Consider the following 22152-nt stretch of genomic DNA (forward strand, 5'->3'; position numbering starts at 1 on the left):
GTCCGTTTCGGACGAAGGTGATGCTTGGACCAGGTTCTTGCTATTGGCCAGCGAGGCAGACCCGCCCCCGAACGCGGTGACCTGGCGCGTCTGCGTAGCATCGTTTCTGGTCTCGCCCTCCTCGTTTGCCCGGAGGATTGAAAACCGAAAAAGTTCGATTCCAGGGAGCGTCGCTGCGGACAGGCGAGAGGCCTGTCCGCAGAATACGCCCTCGGCCTATTTCCTGTAGCTCAGTCTTATGTAACCGCGACGGCCAAGCAGGTCATAGGTCATCGTGTCCGTGTTTCCATCTGTCCAGCTGGCGACGAAAGGTGGGTCATTCTGGAAGATGTTGTCCACTCCGGCGGTTACCCGGAAGGCTTCAGTTACATCGTAGGAAAACTGCGCATTGTGATAGAATTGCGCCGGAATATGAGAGCCCGGTCCTGATGTCGCATAGAAATCGTCGCCTTCGCCGATCATCTGGACAGAATAGGTTCCCGACCACTTGCTCGATGTTGTTGTCCAGGAGCTTATTGCGCGCCACTCCGGGTACCCCCCATTACCGCCGCCGATATAGCCTGCGATCATTGTGGGGTTATCGCCCTCAAAAGCGACAGTTTCATACTCGGACAGATAAGTGGCGTTGAAATCAATCGAATGGTCGAGACCGAATTTCTCAAAACCGTAAACCACGCCGATATCGAGGCCTTTCATTGTCTCGCTGCCAGTGTTCGCATTCTGCGTCGACAGATAGTTGACATCACCATTCAATGGGTTCCGGGTATGATGCTCGGGAGCACAGAACTGGTGGGACAGGTTTGACGATTCATAGCAGAGTGACAGTTTGGTCGATCCCGGGGTCGTCCGTATGGCATTGTCAATCTTTATGTCGAAGTAGTCGAGCGTAACAGACAGTCCCTCGATGGGTTGAAGCACTGTGCCGATGGTGAATGATTCCGACGATTCCGGCTCAAGGTTCGGATTGCCACCCGCATCTGTCAGGACTGTATTGCCAAGCTGGATATAATTGGTCGGCACGCCGGCCGCCTGGCAGTTCAGGTAGATGTTGCTTGTCGGCGAAAGGGATGCCCATCCAGAGCATGGGTCGACCGTCGTCAGATTGCCCTCCGACACGCCGCCAAACAATTCCGGAATGTTCGGGATACGGAAAGCTGTCGTAAAGGTACCCCGGAGCTTGACCCCGTCATTGATGCGCCAGTTCAGTCCGGCCTTGTAGTTGGTGTCGCTTCCGAACAGATCGTAGTCGGAATAGCGAATAGCGCCATCGAAATCCAGTGACTGGACAAGAGGCATGTCCTTGACAAGAGGGACGCTGACTTCGGCAAAGACTTCTTTCGCTTTGGTTGCTCCAGAAATCGGATCCTGCTGGTTTCCGAGCGCGAGACCTGCGACCGACAGGGAATCCGGATTGCGCCAGCCCTTGTCTTCGCGCCATTCTGCGCCGAACGCGACACCAAGCATTCCGGCGGGAAGCTGATACACTTCACCACTCATGCTGGCGCTGATCGCTTTTTGTTCATTGCCGCCAAGGCCCGTCTCCGTGAACACGATATAGTCGAGTACCTCTTGTGTGACGTCCCCGTATCCAAACAGGTCAGCACACGGGATGCCGCCCGTGCCGCACAAGGCCGGATCGAGGGCTTGCGCCAGGCGTCCGGTATTGATGTTGTTCAGGATGGAATCGGAGCCGGTGTTACGTCCCCAGTTCAGGGAAGCCTCGTAGCTCCAAATGTCTCCGAGCGTTCCCTTGAGCCCGGTCACAATCCGGAAAGTGTCTGTCTCCTGTTCGAATGTGCGCGCACCATTTTCGAGCAGTCTGCGACGCTCCAGGACGAAATCGACGCCTGTTGGGTTGGTTGGGTGCGATGCATCAAACCCAATATTGACCAGCGTGGCCGGAGAGGCCGGCTGCGTCGACCAGCGCTTTGTGTACAGGAGTTCGGCAAACAGGTCGGCGCTATCGGTCAGGTGATAGGTGCCAAAAGTCGCGAAGCTGAGACGCTCAAGGGGGTTGGATGCGTTGAAATACCGGTTGTAGTTGAAGCCATCGCGATTGCCGTCGTATATCTGGAAGGAATCGCCGTCGCCGCCGAGGGTTTGATTGAAGTTCACTCGGGTCGGTCCGGTCAGGACTGTTCCATCGGGCATGACATAGCCGGCTGGCAATGTGCCTCTTCCGCCAATGGTCGATGAGCTCAAACCGTCACACACAAATCCATTGGGGCCCGGCGTGCCTGGGCAAGGTGCACGGCTCTCGTCCCAGAGAGGCGCTGCGCCCGAGTCCTGATAGCTCATATTGAACATGACATCGCCCTTGGAGCTCGTCACTCCCCAGCTCAAATCCAGAAGCAACTCCTCGCCGTCACCTTCATCCGTCATGCCATATTTGGCAGATGCCTCGAACCCGTCATAGCCTTCCTTGGTGATCAGGTTGATCACGCCAGCAACTGCATCGGCGCCATAGGTTGCAGACGCACCATCCTTGAGGACTTCGACGCGCGACACCAGAGACATCGGGATCATGGACAGATCGACAGCGCTATTCGCGCCGGTGCCGCCATAGACAATCCTGCGGCCGTTCAGAAGGACCAGGGTTCTGTTGACACCAAGACCGCGCAAGTTGATTTGCGGCGTACCCCAACCATTGGACACCCAATACGCACTGCTCGAGTTGCCGCCGAAGCCTGCCGATGACGGGAGGCGCTGCAGAAGCGTTTCGAGATTTGTTATCCCGGTCTGTTCGATCTGTACGCTGTCAAGGACAGTTACGGGGCCAACGCTGGTGAGATCCTTGCGCTTGATCCGGCTACCGGTAACCGTGATCGTATCCTCGACTTTGGCCGCATCATCTGCGGGCGCTTCCTGGGACGCCGCCGGCAATGAGGTCAAACAAAACGCGAGAGGAACAAGCGCTGCACTCATCAGGATACTGTTCTTAAGAGATTTCATAGTCCGACTCCCGCCATGTCTGATTGTCTGGGTTTAGATGGTTTCTTAGGTTTAGTATGTACCTGTCTAGACAACCTGTCCGGTGTGGGTCAACCCCGTTCTTAAACTATTCGTTATCTTTCGAGCGTGCAGGTCAAAATACAGGCGCGCTGGTCAAGAATTGTGCGGGTGAAACGTGTCGGCGCTTGGGGCGTTACGTTTAAGGTGGCCCGGAAAGTGCGTGCGGCATGCCAGCGCCGTTGTCGACGCACATCTGCCCAGTGTGATCGACCGGACCGAGTCATTTGAGGCCTGGTCCTGACGGGCTTGTCATCAGCGGACTTTCCATTCCATCTTCGTCTTTCCGTTTCAAGAAAATCGAGGCGTTTGTCTGGCGAGCTACGTTTCACGTGTACCCGTGATCGGAGCCAGACACGTCGACCCTCACTCTCGAACGCGACGCCTGCTGCGGTCGAAACGCAACTCGAAGACGGCGTCCGCATCACCATTGCGCCACCATGGTGCTGGTCTCGTGTTCGCCGTGTTGGCACCAGACACAATCGCAATTTTGATGATTGCAGCTTGGATCGTTCAGCTGTCCCCGATAACGATGACGCGCCAGCGGAAACAGAAGTCGCTTTGGCACTGAAGAACTGTATGCACGGGCAAGCATGCCGCCAGTCTCTGAGCGTCCCAGCTGCCTGATCAGAAAGTCAATGCCGCGCCGACCTGCGACATTGAACAGGAAGCGGTTGACCACGCCGGTACGAAGGCCGGGTCGAAGCGCTTGCTGCCAGGCATCGGCATAGCTCGTCCCATTGATCAGGCTTTCGGCAGCCAGTCGTCCGGACCGAATGGCATAGCGCAAACCAAACCCGGCGAGTGCATCCTGAAACCCCGCATGCTCGCCGATCACAGGATAGCCGCCTTGCACGGCCGTGCGTGGCAGGCGGATATTGCCGAAGCCGCCGAATGGCCTTGGGTTTTGCATGCGCAATCCGGCATGACGTTCGAAAAAAGCCAAGGTGGCCGCGAGGTGTTCCGCCTGGTCGCGGAAGCCAGAGAACATGCAGCTCGCCACCGTACCGCGACCTTCATGAACCAGAAGATAGGCGTATCCTTTCGGCGCCAGTTCAGACCCGAAGGCAAGCCAGGCGCCGTCCTCCATGTCGGTATCGAAGATTTTCCCCACTGCAATGATGTCGGCGCGGCGCGGTCCACCAGCAAGAACCATTTCGCTGGACGTCGACGTCACACGGTCATTAAAGCGAACCTCGACACCCGCACCAATTGCCTGGTCGAGCAAGGCACGATCCAGCGTGCCATCGCCAGCGCCACGTCGCAACAGGTAGAACAAGGGTCGCTCGCCGTGGACACGATGAGGTTTGGCCTGACTGTCAAAAACGACGCCTTCGTTCATTCCGTGATAGGCGAACCCGGTTGAAATGCCGCTTGAAGCCAGTTCGTCGAGGGCATCCATAGGGTTAGTCCAGTTCTCCAGACCCTGAAAGTCATCATGAAACCGGTGGCCGATATCGGCGTGCCACTCGCGCACCATTACCTTTTTTCCAGCCTGCGCGAGCACAATTGCGCACGTCAGGCCAGCCGGTCCGGCGCCAACAATGGTGATGCCCTTGTGGTTCGCCATATCGCCGTCCTCAAGGCTTGACTGATCGGGGCGCCGCGTTTCTCCGCAGGGCCCGCGCGGCTTCAAATGTTACAAGGCGCCGACCGAGCGTATCCCATAATTTCAACCGGGTTGTCTTGAAGCTCTCGCCGAGCGTCATGCGCCCTGTGCCTGCCAGGCGGGGATGATCCCGCAATACGTCAGGCAACCGGTAGAAGGGAATGCGGCTATAGAGGTGATGGACATGATGGATGCCGATATTGGCAGTCATCCAGCGCAATGGCGGCGGCAGGTCATAATATGAGCTGCCATAAAGCGCGGCCTCGTGAAGCTGCCAGTTGTCGCTTGTGTCCCACACAGTGTCTTCAAACTGGTGCTGCACATAAAACAGCCAAACGCCGATAATCGCAGCCAATGAGGTGATGAACAGATAGGTAACCAGAAACGGCAGCCAGCCCAATGCAACGATCCCCGCAATCAGGAGTATGGCGATAGCGATGTTCGTACCCATGGCGCTCACCCAATACTTGAAACCGGCGCGCAGGAATCCAACCGGCAGGCGATGGTGGATCAGGAAAATGAAGATCGGACCGACCCCAAAGAGAACGAAGGGATTGCGATAGAGCCGATAGGCAAGGCGTCCTGCGAATGTGCGGGCATTGTACTCATCCACGGTCAAAGTCAGGATGTCCCCGACGCCGCGCTGATCGAGATTTCCCTGAGCGCTGTGATGCACAAGATGTGAGCGTTTCCAGAGATCATAGGGTGTCAGGGTCAGAATGCCGATTAGTCGGCCGGTCCAGTCATTTGCCCGGCGCGATTTGAAAAATGCTCCATGCGAGCAATCATGCTGGATCATGAACAATCGCACCAGAAAACCTGATGCGATGACGCTGATCGGGAGGGTCAGCCAGTAGCTGACAGAGGTCGACCAAACCGCAGCGCCCCATAACAGTAACACAGGAACCAGTGTCACCGTCAATTCGAACAGGCTACGGATCGTAGAGGGGTGCCGATAGGCGGCCAAAATCCTTATCCAATTGCGAGCCGGGGCTTCTGGCGAGCCGGAGTCCTGCGCCCTATAGGCATAAGTCATGAATTGGTCCTCGCCGGTCGTCGTGAAGCGGAATGGACTGCTCCAACAGTATGGTACAATATAAGCCGATCATTGCGCGCTCACGACTTGCAGGCTTTCGCAGACGGGCGTCAGAAGCGTTTCCAGTCGGGGTGCAGCACGTCGGACGGCGGCGACACCGGCAGCGATGCAGCGGCGTTTGTGTGCAAAGTCCAGCACCCCGACCGATACGCCATAATCGGGCCTGAGAACCAGGTCTGCCTCCTTGTCGCGCGATCTCGAAAATGCGTTATGGGTCACTTCAATTGATCTGAAAAACACGTCCAGACCGTTTTTAGGGGACTGGTCGACCTGTCGTTGGCCCGGATCGATTGTTATGACGCAATCAACGCCCGCCTCTCGTACCAGATCGACTGGCGAACTGTCTGAGTACCCGCCATCGATCAGGAGGTGAGGCCCATCTTTGAAGGGCGGCAGGATGCCGGCCAGGGCCGAACTTGCATAGACCGCATCGACGGCATTGCCACGTGTCTTGACGACCCGCTCGCCGGTCAGAATGTCGGTAGCGGTAATATACGTCCGAACACGTCCGGAACCGAGATCCTTGCCAAGTGTCAGCTCCTCGATGACAGAGCGGCCCCAGTCGACGGTATGCTCGCCGGCGCCCCAGCCAAAGGCAAGCGCGCGCAGTTCGCGTCCAGCGATCGCGAAGTTCTTGATTCTGTCCAGCATGTGCCGTGCCCTGAGATCAGGTACAGCAGGAAATCCCGACACGTCCATTGCGACCAGATCCCGGTACCAATCCCTGTTCAAAGAGTAGGTTGCCGCAATCAGCGCGCCTATCGAGACGCCTGCGATCGTATCCGGATAATAACCAAGATGATTGAGCGCCTTGAGCACACCGACATGGGCCATGCCCCGCGCGCCGCCGCCAGCGAGTACGAGTCCGAAGGGTTTGTGGTGCACGATAGTTCCTTTCGAACAAAGGGTTGAATGTCCCCGATACAAATTCGTTAGCTGTCTTTCAGTGAGGTGCCGCCAACGCGCGACGCTGTCCTACCGATACGACTAGAGGCCTGGGCCAGAAGCATTTCCAGAATGGGATGGCCGGCGCCAGCGCGGCCAGAAGCGCGGGGTATTAGCCGCATAGGCGCGGTATTCCTCGCCAAATTGAGCTTCGGCGTCCTTTTCCTCCCGAAGGGCGAGGCGCACGTACATGAAGACCAGGACCGGGAACATGACCAGAGTCAGAATGGTCGGCCATTGCACCAGAAAGCCGAACATGATCAGCACGAAACCGGCATATTGCGGATGGCGCATCCGTGCATAGATGCCGGTCGTCGCGAGTTTGCCCGAGCGCAGCGCGCCATGAAGGACCGGCCAAGCCGACGATAACACGCTGAAGCCCAGGAAGATAAAGGCCAAGCTTATAAAGTGAAACGGGCCAAAATGAGGATTGTCCTTCCAGCCAAAGATCATCTCCCAGAAGTGTCCTGAATCGTGGGCAAACCAATTGATGTTCGGGAATTGGGATTCAAGCCAGGGCGACAGGAAATATATCGACAGGGGAAAGCCGTACATTTCTGTAAAGAGGGCAATGACGAAAGCACTGAACGCGCCGAAAGATGTCCAGTCCTTTGATTTGGATGGTTTGGCAAAGCTGAACGCGAAAATGATGAAAATTGCCGAGTTCAGAATGACCAGAAACCAGAGACCGTATTCAGAATGAGCCATCTCGCCCTTCATTGGGGTGTTCCTTGATCTTCATCGTCGCGGCTTGCGCCATGACCGCCATGGGCTCCATGCCCGCCATGCATGAACAGGTGCATGCCACCGCACAAAAGCAGGAACCCTGCAGCGAAGACGAGATTGCCGGGGATGTGAGCCCTGTGCTCATACAGAAGCAGGAACCCAATGGCTGCGGCGAAGGCAATGACCGGCCACCAATACCTGCGCCCTTTGGGCTGGTGCTCGTCGTGACTGGAATGGTTGTTATTGTGCATTGCACGAAACCTTCTTGTTGTGTGTTGCTAGCGGCTTGACCTGGGCGAGGTTGCGTCATGAAGAATTCGCCGGCAGGTCACGACCAGTCCGAGAATGAGGCTCGTAAAAACGAAGCCCGAAAAGACCCAGTCATCCCAGCGAAAATGCTGATAATGATCGATCGCGAGCAGCAGCATGGCTGCGATCCCAAACGGGCGAGTGTAAAGCTCGATAACAGTCCAGAAACCCGGTTTGGCGCCATTCATGCCGAGACGTCCTTCCGGTTCAGTTTGAGGAGCTGGGCGTTGACCGCGCAAATCACCGTGCTGGCGGACATCAACACCGCGCCAACCGCCGGCATCAGGATCAGGCCCCAGGGGAAGAAGACCCCCGCAGCCGCAGGGATAGCAAACGCGTTGTAGCCGGTCGCCCAGACGAGGTTCTGCATCATCTTGCTATAGGTCGCGCGGGCAAGTCCGATTATTGCCACAACATCGGATGGGCTCGACCTGACAAGGATGATATCGGCCGTTTCGATAGCGACATCCGTACCCGCGCCGATCGCGATCCCGACATTGGCCTGGGCGAGGGCAGGGGCGTCATTCACCCCGTCGCCGATCATCGCAACGATCAGACCGCGTGACTGGATTTCCCGAACCTTTTCCGCTTTCTGTTCAGGCAGGACTTCGGCGATGACTTCGTCGAGTCCGATTTCCTTGGCGACCCAATCAGCGACCTGCTTGTTGTCGCCTGTGAGCATAATACACCGAATGCCCATTGCCTGGAGTTGAGAGATGGCGCTTGCTGATTCTTCACGGATTATATCTGCAAGAGCGATAGCGCCGATCAGCTTTTCTTCGATCAGCACAAAGACCACGGTCTTGCCTTGTGCGCTCAGGGTCTCAAATCGCGGATCGTCCATGACCAGTCCCTGGTCACGCAGGTAACCCGGGCTCACGACCTTGACATTCCGGTCCTTGACGACGCCTTCAGCGCCCTTGCCGGGGATCGCCTTGAACTTGTCGACCGGCCAGGTCTCCGGCGCGTCCCGGACGATCCCTTGAGCTATCGGATGTTCGGAATGGGCTTCGATCGAGGCGGCATAGGCGATGACCTCGTCTTCGGTAAACGCCGTGTCGAACACGAGTGTATCGGTGATCCCGAACTCGCCTTTGGTCAGCGTCCCGGTCTTGTCGAAGATGATCGCGTTGATCTTGCGCGCCTCTTCAAACGCGGTCCGGTCGCGGATGAGCAGGCCATTGGTCGCTGCAATAGCGGTTGAGCGTGCCACGACCAGCGGCACGGCAAGTCCCAGCGCATGCGGGCAGGCAATGACCATGACCGTCACTGCGCGGGCCATTGCGAACGAGAATCCCTGACCCGTGAACAGGGTCCAGAACAGAACGGTCGAAAGGCCTCCACCAAGCGCAATGAAGGTCAGCCATTTTGCGGCTGTATTTGCGAGATCCTGTGTCTTCGACTTGCTGGCCTGGGCTTCCTGGACCAGTTTGATGACACTCGACAGAAATGTTTCGTCGCCGGTCTTGTCGACTCGGATGGTGAGCGAACCTTCTCCATTGATCGAACCGCCAATGACTTCTGCATCAGCCCCCTTGAAGATGGGCTTGGACTCACCGGTCAACATGGATTCGTTGAGCGAAGACTCGCCTTTGATGATGATCCCGTCTGCGGGGACTTTTTCGCCCGGCTTGATCAACAAATGCTCGCCGCCGGTGAGGGTCGAGACGGACACATCGCTTACCGAGCCGTCTTCTGCCACAAGGTGGGCTTCGTCTGGCATCAGCGCTGCAAGTTTCTCGAGCGCCCGGCCGGCGCCAAGGACCGATTTCATTTCGATCCAGTGCCCGAGCAGCATGACTGCGATCAATGTCGCCAGTTCCCAGAAGAAAGTCTCGTCGCTTCCGAGTGCAACCATGCCCATCGAATAGGCATAGGCAGCGGTGATCGCGACAGAGATCAGCGTCATCATGCCGATATCGCGGGTGGTAATCTCTCGCCAGAAGCCTTTCAGGAACGGCCAGCCGCCATAGAAAAACACGAGGCTTGAGAGCGCCGCCAGCACGTATCGGTCACCCGGAAAACGCAAGACGTCTGTCAGCCCAAGCCAACCCTGTATCATTGGCGCGAGCGCAAGAATTGGCCCGGTCGCAGCCAGGACGACCCAGAAGCGCTTGCGATATTCCGCGATCATGTCGGTATGGTCATGACCGCCATGCGCGCTGGGCTTGGTTTGCGGCCCTGAAATCGTCGCCGCAGGATCGGATTGATGGGTGTGGGCGGAATGGTCCATGGCGGCGATCTTTTCCTACTGGTCAGGTCTTGTGAGACGAAGGATCGGGGGAGGCGGCGACAGGACGGGTCCGTGGCGGCAGACCGGGGTCGCCATAGCGGCGCGGATTGGACTTGAAGACCTGATGGCACCGGCTGGAACAGAAAAAATAGGTCCATCCTGCGTACGCCTCTGACGCAGCCGCTTCTTCCAGCGCAATCATGTTGCGGCAGACGGGATCTTCGACAGTCATCGACGCGCTCCAATATTCAATGCGGCACCATGTCGCCGATTTGGAATCCAGCATCGGCAGGGACGATTTCACCGGTCACGCCGGTCTACAAAGCGTTCGCGCGATGCGGAGACGTTTTTTCGGTCAGATCGCGATCAGTCATGCGAGAACAGCTTCTTGAGTTCTAATACGCAACGAAGCCGGTCGCCCCTCATGAAAGTGCGCAGAGGCGCCCGTTCCAGCCTGCAGGCGCAATGAGACGGCGCTGGCCATGATCAGGAGCGGCATGGGATTCGAGACGCCGGGCGACCCAAACCGCAGCGCAAGACCGTAAGCGAGCGCCATCAGACCGGCGTCCGCGATAGACGCGAGGGCGCAGGGCATGGTCATCTGCCGGTGGCTAAGGTGATCCATTGCATAGAAAGGCATCTGCAAAGCCTCCCACGCAAAGGCTGTGAGGACGCCGAAGATCACAATCCAGATTATGGGGCGATCGACCAGGCGCATCAGATATGTATCCCAGGAAATTCACGAATGGGAGTGCGCATGATCGGGCGCCTCCTTGTCGCGGATCCGGCCCAGATAGAGGGCTTCGAAGGCAAAGATTGCCGCCATGGAGCCCAGTGCGATCACGACGATCATCGGGTCAGCACTGGCCTTGATGAAGAGGAATGCGCCAAGCGCGATCAAGTCGAACAGAATGGCGGCGATCAGGACCCAGGCGCGGGCGCCGACATCCTCGCGCAAATACCGCAGCACGCCGTAATGGATGATGATATCCATGACCAGATAGTAGATCGCGCCGAGTGAGGCGATCCGGCCAAGATCGAAGAAGGCGGCCAGAAAGGCAGCGAGCACGACGGTGTAGACGAGCGTATGCGTCTGGATGCCACCGGGCATGCCAAAATGCTTGTGCGGGATCAGGTTCATATTCGTCAGCATGGCGAGCATGCGTGAGACGGCGAACACGCTGGCCAGAAGTCCGGACGCTGTGGCTATGATCGCGATGATCACGGTAAACGCCACGCCACGATCGCCAAAGGCCGGGCGCGAGGCTTCGGCCAATGAAAAGTCCTTGGCCGCAACAATCTCTTCCAGTGTCAGCGAAGAGCCGACGGCCAGTGCCACAGCCATATAAACGACGAGGCAGATGGCCAGCGACCAGATGATCGCCCGGCCGACATTCTTGTTGGGGTTCTGGACCTCGTCGCCGCTATTCGTGATCGTCGTGAAGCCTTTAAAGGCCAGGATTGCAAGCGCGACACCGGCCAGGAAACCGGCGGGTCCGGTCTGCTCAGTGGTCGCAGAGGATGCCGCTTCGAAGGAGAGGCCTGACGCCCAGAGCGCTGCGCCAGCAAAGACCAGTATCCCGCCGACTTTGAGCACGGCCGCGACTTTGGACACGCCGCCGATTATCTTGTTGCCGGATATGTTGATCACAAAAGCAAAGACGATTAACCCGACTGCGAGCACCGGCACCAGGACGCTGTCTTTCGCAACATCGAAGAGCTGCAAAGTGTAGGCCCCAAAGGTACGCGCGACGAGGCTTTCATTGATAATCATGGACATGGTCATCAGGAGCGCGCTGGCGGCGGCAATCGTGGTTGGCCCGTACGCCTTCTGCAGGATCATCGCGATGCCGCCTGCCGACGGGTATTTGTTCGACATCTTGATATAGGTGTAGGCGCTGAACCCGCTGATCAAGGCTGCAATCAGAAACGCAAGCGGGAAGCCGGGACCGGAAAATTGCGCAACCTGGCCGGTGAGGGCAAAGATACCAGCGCCAATCATCACGCCTGTGCCCATCGCGACAGTGCCAGCGAGGCTTAGCGAACCTTTCTTATAGGTTTCGGACGTCATTGGTCCGCTGCCTGCTCGGCCGGGAAACGGCCAACATAGCTGGCAAATACGCTTTGCGCCTCACCATCGAACAGGATCACATCATAGGCGTCAGGCGAATTTGGTGTTTCCATCCCCGGCGAGCCCATCGGCATGCCAGGCACAGATAGTCCCGCTCCGGCGGGACGCTCTTTCAGCAGCCTTCGGATGTCCGCGGCCGGGACATGGCCTTCGATCGCATACCCATCAATCTCGGCGGTGTGGCAGGATGCAAGTTGGTCGGGCACGCCAAGCGAGGCCCGCACGGGAGCCAGGTCCTCGCGTTCGATGACGCGGACGTCCAGGCCGTCGCGCTGAAGATGTTTGACCCAGGCTGTGCAACACCCGCACCAGGGCGTCTTGTAGACGGTAATGGTCTGCGCATTCGCCGGGCCGGCAGTTCCGCTCATAACGGCAAATCCAGCCACGATGGCGAAGACTGCCGCCCCCAGGGATCCAAGAATCCATTTCGACATGAGAGTCTCCTTTCAAATTACAGTTTTACGGATCGCAACCGCAGCGCATTGGCGATGACCGATACCGAACTCAGGCTCATTGCGGCGGCGGCAATGATCGGACTGAGGAGCAGGCCGAAGAAGGGATAGAGAACGCCCGCGGCAACCGGCACACCAAGCGAGTTATACACGAAAGCAAAGAACAAATTCTGGCGAATATTGCCCATTGTCGCGCGGCTGAGGCGCTGTGCGCGCGCAACGCCGCGAAGATCCCCTTTGACCAGGGTCACACTGGCGCTTTCCATCGCGACATCCGTACCCGTTCCCATCGCGATCCCGACATCCGCCTGTGCCAGGGCAGGGGCGTCATTGATCCCGTCGCCGCACATGGCAACAACAGCGCCCTGGGACTGGAGTTCGCGTATGATCCGGTTCTTGTCTTCTGGTGAGACATCCGCATGGACCGCGTCAATGCCAATCTGACGCGCCACCGCTTCGGCTGTCGCCTGGCTGTCGCCGGTCAGCATGACGACTTTCATGCCAGCCTTGTGCAAGGCTGCAATGGCATCAGGCGTTGTCGCCTTGATCGGATCGGCGACACCGATCAGCCCGGCCGGTTTGCCATCCAGCGCGACGAACATCACCGTCTGGCCTTCGCGGCGATAGGATTCTGCGCGGGCTTTCAGCGCGTCGTCAAATGCGCCGACCCGGCGCATCATTTTTGCATTGCCGATCGCAAGCCGTTTGCCATCGACGCGCCCTTGCGCGCCTTCGCCGGTGACGGATTCGAAGTCTGAAGCGGCGAGGCGTACGGCCCCGCGTTCTTCGGCGCCATTGACGATGGCCTGGGCCAACGGGTGCTCGCTGCCGCGTTCAATCGCGGCGGCATAAGAGAGGAAGTCCGCTTCAGCGAGACCTTCGGCTGGCTCGACCGTAACGAGTTTGGGCTTGCCCTCGGTGAGCGTGCCCGTTTTGTCGACGACAATTGTATCGACTTTTTCCAGCGTCTCGAGCGCTTCAGCATTCTTGATCAGAATGCCAGACTGAGCGCCCTTTCCGGTCGCGACCATGATTGACATGGGCGTCGCAAGACCCAGCGCGCAGGGACATGCGATGATGAGCACAGCGACCGCATTGACGATCGCGAATGCCATGGCCGGATGTGGCCCGAAAACCGCCCAGATGATGAAAGTGACAATAGCGGTCAGAACAACCACCGGAACAAACAGGCCCGCCACAGTGTCGGCGAGCTTCTGGATCGGTGCACGTGATCGCTGCGCTTCGACGACCATGCGCACAATCTGAGAGAGCATCGTATCCTCGCCGACGCGGGTCGCCGCCATAATAAATGAGCCCGTGCCATTCACGGTGCCGCCGGTGACCGGATCGCCTGCTGCTTTCTCGACCGGAATGGGTTCGCCCGTGATCATGGACTCGTCGACATTCGACCGGCCTTCAACAACCTCGCCATCGACCGGGACTTTCTCGCCGGGGCGAACGCGCAGACGGTCGCCGGCCTGAATGTCATCGACAGAGACCTCCTCGTCCTGGCCATCAGCCATGATCCGATTGGCCGTTGGCGGCGTGAGTTCCAGAAGCGCACGGATCGCGCCTGATGTGGCACTGCGGGCCCGCAGCTCAAGCACCTGCCCGAGAAGAACAAGCGTCGTGATGACCGCCGCTGCTTCAAAATAGACAGCAACTTCGCCCGCTTCGTTACGGAACGCATGCGGGAAGATGCCCGGAAGGGCCGTGGCAACGAGCGAAAATATGAAGGCAACGCCAACGCCGAGCGAGATGAGTGTGAACATGTTGAGGTTCATCGTCCGGAGGGAGCGTGCGCCGCGTTGGAAGAAGGGCCATCCGCCCCAGAGCACGACAGGAACTGCCAGTGCGAATTGAGCCCATTGGGCCCAGCCGGCTGGCAACAGACCTTCGAGCGGTTTGCCCGGGATGAGGTCGCCCATGGCGTAAATGGCAAGCGGGACGGTGAAGATTGCGCTAATCCAGAACCGACGTGTCATATCGTCGAGTTCGGATGTGTCCTCCGCGCCGACGACGATGCCTTCGGGCTCGAGCGCCATGCCGCATATTGGACAGCCGGAATTGCGTACATCGCGAACGTTGGGATGCATGGGGCACGTGTAGACTGTGCCGGAATACGCCGGCGGCACAAGATCGTATTTTCCGTCGGCACCCGCATCAGTGTCGCCCCCGGCATGACAGCAATCATGACCAGCGCCGTGATGCTGATGTTCATGATGTCCATGCGCGTGATTCTTGTGATCAGTATCTGTCATGTCCGCCCCTCCGGGGTGTGGTTGAAGTGTTTCGCTGTGCGTCCCGTTCCTTGATCCAGCGCCGGAATACTGCGGGCTGATCCAAAGAGAAGAACATTGAAATTGCGCGCTAGGCACGTTGGCGATTGAACAGCCGGTAGAGTGGCACGAAGACGAGCGCGATATACCAGCCATAGAGATAGGCCTCGACAAGCCCGAGGAAGAAGCTCGACACCGAAATGAATTTGAATCCCGGCAGCAACTGCTCCCATGCGGCGTGCATATGCAGATCAGCCGGCGCGGTGAGCCCCCACGCGATACAGATTGTAAAAGTCAGGGCGAGAAAAATTGACAGGGCATGTCCGGTCGGGATGAGGCGCATTGTGAACTCCTTCTTTGCCTGGGACGCTCCACTTGAGGCATGGAGCGGGCGACTTGGCATCGGCATAGATATACACATAATACCCTATAGGGGTATATTCAACTCCGTATTTGTACTTTGTGAAATGGTTCGATGAATTGAGCGGCATAGGCGGCTGGATAATCTGGCTGACCATCGATCCCGATTGCACCGGCACGTACCCCGTCGCTCGATGAGAAGCGCGCCGTGCCAAGCAGGAAATCCCAGAGTGTGAGAAAGCCCGAAATTGACGTCGCCGTCCTGCGCCGACGCGACATGGTGGTGACGGTGAACCGGGGCGACTGCCCAGACATATTTGAGCGGACCGATGTTCATGTCGACATTGGAATGCTGCAACAGCAGCTGCACAGCGACCGCAAAGGTTGCTATCGCAGCGACTTCGGTCGGAATACCGAGTAATAGCCAGGGCAGGGTGCCGCCCATGATTTCCAGAGTTTGGTGGACCGGATGCTTGAGCAGGCCATTGAAACCATACATGCGTTTGACCGAGTGATGAACGGCATGGAAACGCCAAAGCAAGTTCACCCGATGACTGGCGAAATGGACCAGTGTAATTCCGGTATCAAGCATAATGATCGACAGCGCGACGTCAGCCCATAGCGGGAGATTTGAAGGCCAGAGAGGTGCCCAAGGTATGATCGCCGCAAAGACCGGAAGCAGAACGACCAACACAATAATCGTGCCCTCATTGACCACCGCATGACATATGTCGCGGACGCGGTCTTTATCCGGCTTGTTCCAGACCGGTTCGTACGGAGCGATCCTCTCGGCCAGGTAAGACGCGAAGATGGCCACGACCACCAGCGCGGGCAGCCAGAGACGCGATCCCCCCGTTTCCACCAGCGTCAGAGCGGCGGCGAGAAAGCCGAGGAAGAAGGTTGGGGCATACAGACGCTTGAACACGGATAACATGGCGACTCTCCTTGATTTGGAGAGCGTCAATGGCCTGAACGCCGAACCGGGTCTTGAATGGATCAACGGTTCAGATGGGGTCATCAATGGAGACCTCCAGACCAGACAGGCCGACTTTCGGTGTCACGCCGAACCATTGGCGTAGTCGCCGCGTGAAATGCGCTTGGTCTGAGAACCCGCCCGCAGCAGCGGCATCAGCCAGGCTGGCCGACGCCTCAAGCGCCTTGGCGGCGCCAAGCAATTGCAGCCATTGCAGAAGCTTGCTTGGCGGCACGCCGAAATCTGACACCACGATGTCACGCAGCCGGCTTGGTGACAGCGACAGGGCGCGCGCCAGTGCCGCCGGGCTGGTAAGCGCGTCGGCATTTTCAAACGCGGTCTGCAGGCGCGCATCTATCGCAGAGCCGGGCAAGCGCCCTGCAAACATTCTGGCCCAGTGGCGCGCCTGGTTTGCATTGCCAATATCTCTCAGAGCGGCAGACAATTCATCATGAAGGAAGACCAGCGGACTGTCTTTCCGATCGTTTCTGACCCCTGAGAACCGCGGATCAACATAGACTGAGCGCGTCTGGCGTCCTTTTGGACCGATCGCGTGTGTCTGCCCTGCGGGGATCAGGACAGCTCTGTCTTTTGGCGCGGTTATCTCGCCCGCGGCCGTGATCACGACCGCGCCATCCAGACCAAGTATGATCTGATGGGCTAAATGCGCGTGCCCGTCATTTTCGCCGATCTGTGCGTCAAGCATCGCCCAGCCGACCCCAATGACCAAAGCGCCAGACCATACGCGCGCACTCATGGGGATTGCGCCGGGGTGACCTTGCTGTTCCCAGCCAGAAATTCGCTGATCGCGGTCTCGCACATGTCGCATACGGCCGCGATGTCTTCCATATCAGATCCGCTCGTTCGTCGGGCGGCTTGTTTCAAAGCGGCGAACACGCCAGCTATCGCCTCGGCCAGGGTGGCGGTATTCTCCGAGGCGGCGCCAGCAAATAGGCCCGGGGTCTCCGCAAAAAGGACGCCGATATCTGCCGACATGAATCCCATTTCGCTGATCCTGCGATCCAGGGGCGAATTCCGAGGCGCCGTCATAACCCTTTGAAATACCGATTGCGCTGCCAGAAGGCTTGCATGAAGCGCGATCCACGGATCGGTCATGGAACGACGCCGACTGAATCCGAACACGGTCGGGACGTGGGCCCTCGGAGTGTGTGCCCCTGTATTGATTGCCCAACGAATGGCCAGGGCATTGTCCGCGCGGCCAGAACGAAGAACCTGCTGATCGTAATCCATCCCCTGGCCCGATCTGGCGGACGGTTGGCGTCTCGTCCCTTTGCCCGCAACCAAAAGCGTTTCGCGGCGACAATGCCAGCGCACCACGAACCGACCCTTATCAGGCCGTGAAGTTCCGCATTCGGATTGTAGACGGAATTGGGATCTGCCTGCGTCATCGATCAGTGTGAATGATCGTCGGTGACCGGCGAAGACGACCAGTGGATATGGGTGATCTTCCAGGTGCCGCCTTCGCGGTTCAGGACCATCGTTTCCATCGTTTGCATGTGGATCGCCTTGCCTTCGTAGGTGCCGGTGGCGTCGGACTGCGAAATCACCGTCGCCATGTCGCCGGACTGGAGCACCTGGCGGTCCTTCAGGTCAAACGAGACAGCCGCCTTATAGGCCATGTCGGCTGGCATATGGTGACCGGCATATTCTTCCAGGGACCGCTCGACACTGCCCCCCTCCGCTATGATAACAGCTGGGTCTGTCAACCCGCTTATGGTCTTGCTGTCTCCGGTTTTGAGCGCGCTGTGGAACGCGTCAACCACACCGCCCGGTGTGCCTGGTGTTTCCGGAGCGATGTCGGCGGGAACAGAACTTTCCGTGTCATGATGGCCATCGCCAGCGTCATGCGCGGCTGCAACCGGCGCGTGGTGGCCGTCAGAATTGTCATGGCCCGTCGTCCCGGCCATTCCGCCAGCGGCGCCATGATCATCGTCTTCTGGTCCAATGGCGTCCATCGTACTCATGTCGTGGTCTTCGGGCATTGTTGGCGTGCCGCCACCATGATCGTGGTCATGCCCGTCACCGGTTACTGTCGGTAGACTTTTAACGCCGAGACCATAGCTGTAGACAATCGTGCCGCCCCACCAGGCCGTTACGGTCAAAGCCAGCGCCGCTGCTGTCAGCCCTGCAATGAAAACAGCTGATGCAGCCTTTGCCCGGTTGGTCCAGCGCCATATCGCGAGAAGAATGATCGCGCTTCCTGAAGGGACGGCCCAGTTTCGATGGGTCGTCATTGCCGCATGCGATGGCGCGTCATGGTCCACCGTGTAGTAGGCCTGCAGCCCGGCAATGATCGTTGCGATGATCGCAAGCGCGCCAAAGGCCAGCATCCAGTCGGCAGCAGGCGCGAGCGTATCGCGCCACCTCGCAGCGGGGGGAAACCTGGAGAGCAGGTAGGCGGCGACTGCCGTAATCGACAAGGCATATGCAAAGTGAACCAGAATGGGGTGAATATTGGGTTCGATGAGACTGTTCATTTTGGTTCTCCTAAAACCAGGTTCGAACGCCAGCGACAAAGACGGTTTTATCCGTCTCGCCTCCGGTCGCCTGGATGAAATCTTTCGTGTCGCCGAAATTGCCTTGCCATTCGACGCCGATATAAGGCGCGAATTCGCGTTTGATCTCGTAACGAAGGCGCAGACCAGCATCTATGTTATTGAGGCCCGCTCCCAACATTCTCTCGGGAACGTCTTGAAGAGAGAGATTGGCCTCAATACGGGGCTGGAGGATGAGCCGCTGCGTCAGAAGCAGGTCATACTCAATCTCGGCTCGGGCCGAGACATCCCCCTCGGTGCTCAGGAACGCAGACACATCGATTTCGAAGAAGTATGGAGCCAGGCCTTGCATGCCAATGACAGCATAATCCAGGCCGTCCGGCTTGAAGTCGTGCCGAAGGCCCGCCTGGACGTTCCAGTACGGCGCAATTGCCCGGGAGTAGAGAGCCTGGAGCTCGGCATCCTCAACATCGCCATTATTCAACGACGACCTGCCTTCTGTCTTGAGCCAGATCTTGTTGATATCGCCGCCATACCAGGCCTGCCCATTCCAATAGAGGTCATCACGTCCGTCAGCGCTCTGAGCTTCCAGCTGGTTGAACAGCACGTAGTATGTTGGCTGAGCGCCGCCCTCGTACAAAACCTCTTCGCGGGCTTTAGCCATCTCCACAGCGTCATAATAGGCATCTGCCTGCGACCAGAGCGGCTCTTCGCTGGTCTGCGTCCCTTGTTGATTGCCTTCTTGCTGGGCGAATGCGGGCATTCCGAATGTAAAACTCGATAAAGCCAGACCGGCAGCGATGGTAGAAACGATCTTGATGCGCATCACTTGTTCTCCCCGGTGTTCACATTCGGCATGTCCATGCCACTCATTCCGGAGTGATCCATCTTGCTATGGTCCATGCCTTCCATCGGCATTCCCTCCATGTTCATCATGTCCGGCATTGAGCTCGCATAGGGATTTGGCTCGTCCAGAACCGAGACGACCTGCATCATGCCGGCGTGCATGTGGTAGAGAAGGTGGCAGTGGAACGCCCAGTCGCCGACATGTTCGGCTGAGATGTCGACCGAGAGTTTCTCACCGGGTTTGACAACGATCGTGTGTTTACGCGGCTTGTGATCGTTTCCCCCGTTCACGACATCGAAGAACATGCCGTGCAGATGGATCGGATGGGGCATCATCGTATCATTGATCATGGTCAGCCGCAGCCGCTCACCCTTGTAGAACTTGATCGGCTCCTTGATGTGCGCAAATCTGACCCCGTCAAATGACCACATATACCGTTCCATGTTGCTGGTCAGATGCAGTTCGATTTCGCGTTCAGGCGCACGAAGGTCCGGATTGCGATCGAGGCTACGAAGCTGTGAATACCGCAGAACGCGATGGTCGACATTGCCGAGCCCCTGTCCGGGCTCATCAAGGCGGTTGACCGGGTTCATGGCAATTCCAACCACACCCGGACCGCGCTCCACGCCGGATGCCAGGTTGTCCATGGACCCCATGGGTTCCATGCCGGACATCCCGCCATGTTCCATACCCGGCATCGCGCTGTGGTCCATCCCTTCCATCCCGGGCATCGCGCTGTGGTCCATCCCCGGCATCATACTGTGGTCCATGCCTTCCATTCCTGGCATGGGGGCAGGGTCCATGTTCTGCATGTCTGGCATGGCACCATGATCCATGCCGCCCATTCCCATGTCCTTCATTGTCAGCAAGACGGGCTCACGCATTTCCGGCGGGGCCGCGCGCATGCCCTGTTGCGGCGCAAGCGTCGCGACGACCTGGCCCGACCGATCAATCGATTCCGCGACCATTGCAAAGGCCCGCGCTTCTGTCGGTTCGACGATCACATCGTAAGTTTCAGCTACGCCAATCTGGAACTCGTCCGTCTCCACCGGCTTCACGTTCAGACCGTCAGACGCAACGACAGTCATTGCCAAACCGGGAATTCTGAAGTTGAAAATCGACATGGCCGATCCGTTGATGATGCGCAAACGCACGCGTTCGCCAGGCACGAATAAGGCGTCCCAGTTGTCCTGAGTGGAGCGACCATTGATCAGATAAGTATAGGTCGCCGCCGTGACGTCTGCCCAGTCGGTCTGTGACATCCGCATCTGGTTCCACATGGCGCGATCCTGAAGGGTCTGACCAAATCCCTTTTCCGAAACGTCTTCGAAGAAATCGCCGACCGTTCGCTGCTGGAAGTTGTAGGTCGGTCCTGCTTTTTTCAGTTTGGAGAAGATCCGGTGCGGGCTTTCGAAACTCCAGTCGGAGAGGACAAGTACGTATTCGCGATCACAGGCCACTGGGTCGGCATCCTTCGGATCGATGATCAAAGGTCCGTAATGACCGAGCTGTTCCTGAAGTCCGGAGTGTGAATGATACCAATAGGTGCCGTTTTGAGCGAGGTTCCATTTATAGTTAAAGGTCTCTCCGGGCTTGATGCCGGGGAAGGCAATGCCGGGAACACCGTCCATCTGGAATGGGACAAGCAGTCCGTGCCAGTGAATAGACGTATCCTCGGTCAGCATGTTCGTGACGTTGACGCTGATATCGTCGCCCTCCCTGAACCGGACAAGCGGGCCCGGGACTGAGCCGTTGATGCCCGTCGCCATGCCGGCTTTTCCATTAATCCGGACAGGGAATGAAGATATTGAAAGATCGAAGTCCTTGCCTGAAAGTGCGGGAATTCCGAGATTGCCTTCGCTCGCGCTCCGAGCCCAGGCAGGCAGGATACCGGATACGCCGAGCGCCAGTCCCGCGCCCACACCTGATTGAAGCAGATTCCGTCTGTTTATCATATTGTACGCCCTGAATTCATTTGTCTGACAATAGTGTGCATCTCCGGAGCCGCCGTGATGGCCGCAGCCGGTCTAGTGTGCCCCATGACCGGCCCGGGAACCTGCCGCACAGAGGCCCGGACTGATCTCCGTGTCGCTGGTCAAGCAGATTTCAGCAATCGGATAGGGGCCGTTCTCGACTTTATGCAGCGTAAACTGAACCCGATCACCAGGGTTGACCGAGGACAGGTCGACACTGTCGAGCACGTGGAAGGCCATCTTCATCGCAGGCCAGTGAAGGGCAGGGACGGGACCGTGATCCAGACCGATCTTTCGGTTTTCGAGATCAATTGCGACGACTTTTCCCACACCTTCAAACATGTGGGATGGGCGCATGCTTGCGCTTGCCGGCATATCCATCCTGTCATGATCCATTTTGTCGCCTGGCATCTGCGCCGATGCGGCCCCGGCGAACATTGCGAGCGCCGTTGCAAGGCAACTGATCGATTTGAGTGGTCGGTTCATCAATGTCTCCAGGGTGAGGGCAGGGGAGGGGCAAGGAACTCAGGAAAGTCAAAACCGTCGCCAAAAGTTCCATCACCACGTACCTCGCATAGATAGATAGGTCGGCAAGGCAATATGAGTATATGGTGCGGGAGCAAAGGGCGTTTCCTGTTCCGAAGAGCTGGCGATACACATTATTACGTAAGAGAATCCCGTCCCCCTCAAGACA

The 22152-nt window shown here is 58.0% G+C and carries 21 protein-coding genes; all 21 read right to left on the minus strand.

Annotated elements, in window-relative coordinates; all coding sequences use genetic code 11:
- Positions 1-216: 216 nt before the first annotated feature.
- Entirely contained in the window at positions 217-2952 is a 2736-nt protein-coding gene (locus HY30_RS15660; protein ID WP_034742876.1) for a TonB-dependent receptor, read from the minus strand.
- Between the two features lie 481 nt (positions 2953-3433).
- Complete coding sequence (locus tag HY30_RS15665) at positions 3434-4579, minus strand: NAD(P)/FAD-dependent oxidoreductase (RefSeq protein WP_081812305.1); 1146 nt, start codon at positions 4577-4579, stop codon at positions 3434-3436.
- A gap of 10 nt (positions 4580-4589) precedes the next feature.
- Positions 4590-5654: a fatty acid desaturase gene (locus tag HY30_RS15670; RefSeq protein WP_034742880.1), complete on the minus strand. Its 1065-nt coding sequence runs from the start codon at positions 5652-5654 to the stop codon at positions 4590-4592.
- 69 nt (positions 5655-5723) lie between these two features.
- The gene (locus HY30_RS15675; protein WP_034742882.1) at positions 5724-6599 is read right to left on the minus strand and encodes a patatin-like phospholipase family protein; all 876 of its coding nucleotides are present in this window, start codon (positions 6597-6599) and stop codon (positions 5724-5726) included.
- Between the two features lie 102 nt (positions 6600-6701).
- Complete coding sequence (locus tag HY30_RS15680; RefSeq protein ID WP_155839376.1) at positions 6702-7379, minus strand: methyltransferase family protein; 678 nt, start codon at positions 7377-7379, stop codon at positions 6702-6704.
- Complete coding sequence (locus HY30_RS19845) at positions 7376-7636, minus strand: DUF2933 domain-containing protein (RefSeq protein ID WP_081812306.1); 261 nt, start codon at positions 7634-7636, stop codon at positions 7376-7378. The genes HY30_RS15680 and HY30_RS19845 overlap by 4 nt, the downstream gene beginning before the upstream one ends.
- Before the next feature lie 27 nt (positions 7637-7663).
- Positions 7664-7882 (minus strand): hypothetical protein, encoded by a 219-nt coding sequence (locus HY30_RS15690; RefSeq protein WP_034742886.1) that lies wholly within the window; start codon positions 7880-7882, stop codon positions 7664-7666.
- On the minus strand, positions 7879-9927 hold the full coding sequence (locus HY30_RS15695) for a copper-translocating P-type ATPase (protein ID WP_081812307.1): 2049 nt from the start codon (positions 9925-9927) through the stop codon (positions 7879-7881). Before HY30_RS15695 ends, HY30_RS15690 begins: the two co-directional genes overlap by 4 nt.
- 22 nt (positions 9928-9949) lie before the next feature.
- Entirely contained in the window at positions 9950-10159 is a 210-nt protein-coding gene (locus HY30_RS15700; RefSeq protein WP_081812324.1) for a YHS domain-containing protein, read from the minus strand.
- Positions 10160-10297: 138 nt separating this feature from the next.
- A complete protein-coding gene (locus HY30_RS19500; RefSeq protein ID WP_051615572.1) occupies positions 10298-10645 on the minus strand; it encodes a hypothetical protein in 348 nt (115 codons plus the stop codon).
- Between the two features lie 21 nt (positions 10646-10666).
- Complete coding sequence (locus HY30_RS15710; protein WP_034742895.1) at positions 10667-11998, minus strand: APC family permease; 1332 nt, start codon at positions 11996-11998, stop codon at positions 10667-10669.
- A complete protein-coding gene (locus HY30_RS15715; protein WP_034742898.1) occupies positions 11995-12492 on the minus strand; it encodes a DUF411 domain-containing protein in 498 nt (165 codons plus the stop codon). The genes HY30_RS15710 and HY30_RS15715 overlap by 4 nt, the downstream gene beginning before the upstream one ends.
- Before the next feature lie 17 nt (positions 12493-12509).
- Entirely contained in the window at positions 12510-14771 is a 2262-nt protein-coding gene (locus tag HY30_RS15720) for a copper-transporting P-type ATPase (protein ID WP_034742901.1), read from the minus strand.
- A 109-nt stretch (positions 14772-14880) separates the two neighbouring features.
- Positions 14881-15132 carry a DUF5676 family membrane protein gene (locus tag HY30_RS15725; protein WP_034742904.1) on the minus strand — a complete coding sequence of 84 codons (252 nt, stop codon included), beginning with the start codon at positions 15130-15132 and terminating at the stop codon, positions 14881-14883.
- A gap of 84 nt (positions 15133-15216) precedes the next feature.
- A complete protein-coding gene (locus tag HY30_RS15730; RefSeq protein WP_206741495.1) occupies positions 15217-16083 on the minus strand; it encodes a sterol desaturase family protein in 867 nt (288 codons plus the stop codon).
- 70 nt (positions 16084-16153) lie between these two features.
- Positions 16154-16879, minus strand: coding sequence for a helix-turn-helix domain-containing protein (locus HY30_RS15735; RefSeq protein WP_034742906.1), 726 nt, complete (start codon positions 16877-16879; stop codon positions 16154-16156).
- Entirely contained in the window at positions 16876-17238 is a 363-nt protein-coding gene (locus HY30_RS20115) for a hypothetical protein (protein WP_155839377.1), read from the minus strand. Before HY30_RS20115 ends, HY30_RS15735 begins: the two co-directional genes overlap by 4 nt.
- A gap of 296 nt (positions 17239-17534) precedes the next feature.
- The gene (locus tag HY30_RS15745) at positions 17535-18620 is read right to left on the minus strand and encodes a DUF2231 domain-containing protein (RefSeq protein WP_034742910.1); all 1086 of its coding nucleotides are present in this window, start codon (positions 18618-18620) and stop codon (positions 17535-17537) included.
- A gap of 10 nt (positions 18621-18630) precedes the next feature.
- Complete coding sequence (locus tag HY30_RS15750; protein WP_034742911.1) at positions 18631-19464, minus strand: copper resistance protein B; 834 nt, start codon at positions 19462-19464, stop codon at positions 18631-18633.
- Positions 19464-21440, minus strand: coding sequence for a copper resistance system multicopper oxidase (locus HY30_RS15755; RefSeq protein ID WP_034742913.1), 1977 nt, complete (start codon positions 21438-21440; stop codon positions 19464-19466). Before HY30_RS15755 ends, HY30_RS15750 begins: the two co-directional genes overlap by 1 nt.
- A 72-nt stretch (positions 21441-21512) precedes the next feature.
- Positions 21513-21944 (minus strand): copper-binding protein, encoded by a 432-nt coding sequence (locus tag HY30_RS15760; RefSeq protein WP_051615573.1) that lies wholly within the window; start codon positions 21942-21944, stop codon positions 21513-21515.
- Positions 21945-22152 lie beyond the last annotated feature (208 nt).

Origin of the sequence: Hyphomonas chukchiensis, from assembly GCF_000682695.1 — a bacterium.
GTDB lineage: Bacteria > Pseudomonadota > Alphaproteobacteria > Caulobacterales > Hyphomonadaceae > Hyphomonas > Hyphomonas chukchiensis.

Coding starts and splice junctions, on each gene's coding strand:
- HY30_RS15660 (WP_034742876.1), bottom strand. CDS start 2,952: ATGAAATCTCTTAAGAACAGTATCCTGATGAGTGCAGCGCTTGTTCCT.
- HY30_RS15665 (WP_081812305.1), bottom strand. CDS start 4,579: ATGGCGAACCACAAGGGCATCACCATTGTTGGCGCCGGACCGGCTGGC.
- HY30_RS15670 (WP_034742880.1), bottom strand. CDS start 5,654: ATGACTTATGCCTATAGGGCGCAGGACTCCGGCTCGCCAGAAGCCCCG.
- HY30_RS15680 (WP_155839376.1), bottom strand. CDS start 7,379: ATGAAGGGCGAGATGGCTCATTCTGAATACGGTCTCTGGTTTCTGGTC.
- HY30_RS19845 (WP_081812306.1), bottom strand. CDS start 7,636: ATGCACAATAACAACCATTCCAGTCACGACGAGCACCAGCCCAAAGGG.
- HY30_RS15690 (WP_034742886.1), bottom strand. CDS start 7,882: ATGAATGGCGCCAAACCGGGTTTCTGGACTGTTATCGAGCTTTACACT.
- HY30_RS15695 (WP_081812307.1), bottom strand. CDS start 9,927: ATGGACCATTCCGCCCACACCCATCAATCCGATCCTGCGGCGACGATT.
- HY30_RS15700 (WP_081812324.1), bottom strand. CDS start 10,159: ATGACTGTCGAAGATCCCGTCTGCCGCAACATGATTGCGCTGGAAGAA.
- HY30_RS19500 (WP_051615572.1), bottom strand. CDS start 10,645: ATGCGCCTGGTCGATCGCCCCATAATCTGGATTGTGATCTTCGGCGTC.
- HY30_RS15710 (WP_034742895.1), bottom strand. CDS start 11,998: ATGACGTCCGAAACCTATAAGAAAGGTTCGCTAAGCCTCGCTGGCACT.
- HY30_RS15715 (WP_034742898.1), bottom strand. CDS start 12,492: ATGTCGAAATGGATTCTTGGATCCCTGGGGGCGGCAGTCTTCGCCATC.
- HY30_RS15720 (WP_034742901.1), bottom strand. CDS start 14,771: ATGACAGATACTGATCACAAGAATCACGCGCATGGACATCATGAACAT.
- HY30_RS15725 (WP_034742904.1), bottom strand. CDS start 15,132: ATGCGCCTCATCCCGACCGGACATGCCCTGTCAATTTTTCTCGCCCTG.
- HY30_RS15730 (WP_206741495.1), bottom strand. CDS start 16,083: ATGTTATCCGTGTTCAAGCGTCTGTATGCCCCAACCTTCTTCCTCGGC.
- HY30_RS15735 (WP_034742906.1), bottom strand. CDS start 16,879: ATGAGTGCGCGCGTATGGTCTGGCGCTTTGGTCATTGGGGTCGGCTGG.
- HY30_RS20115 (WP_155839377.1), bottom strand. CDS start 17,238: ATGACCGATCCGTGGATCGCGCTTCATGCAAGCCTTCTGGCAGCGCAA.
- HY30_RS15745 (WP_034742910.1), bottom strand. CDS start 18,620: ATGAACAGTCTCATCGAACCCAATATTCACCCCATTCTGGTTCACTTT.
- HY30_RS15750 (WP_034742911.1), bottom strand. CDS start 19,464: ATGCGCATCAAGATCGTTTCTACCATCGCTGCCGGTCTGGCTTTATCG.
- HY30_RS15755 (WP_034742913.1), bottom strand. CDS start 21,440: ATGATAAACAGACGGAATCTGCTTCAATCAGGTGTGGGCGCGGGACTG.
- HY30_RS15760 (WP_051615573.1), bottom strand. CDS start 21,944: ATGAACCGACCACTCAAATCGATCAGTTGCCTTGCAACGGCGCTCGCA.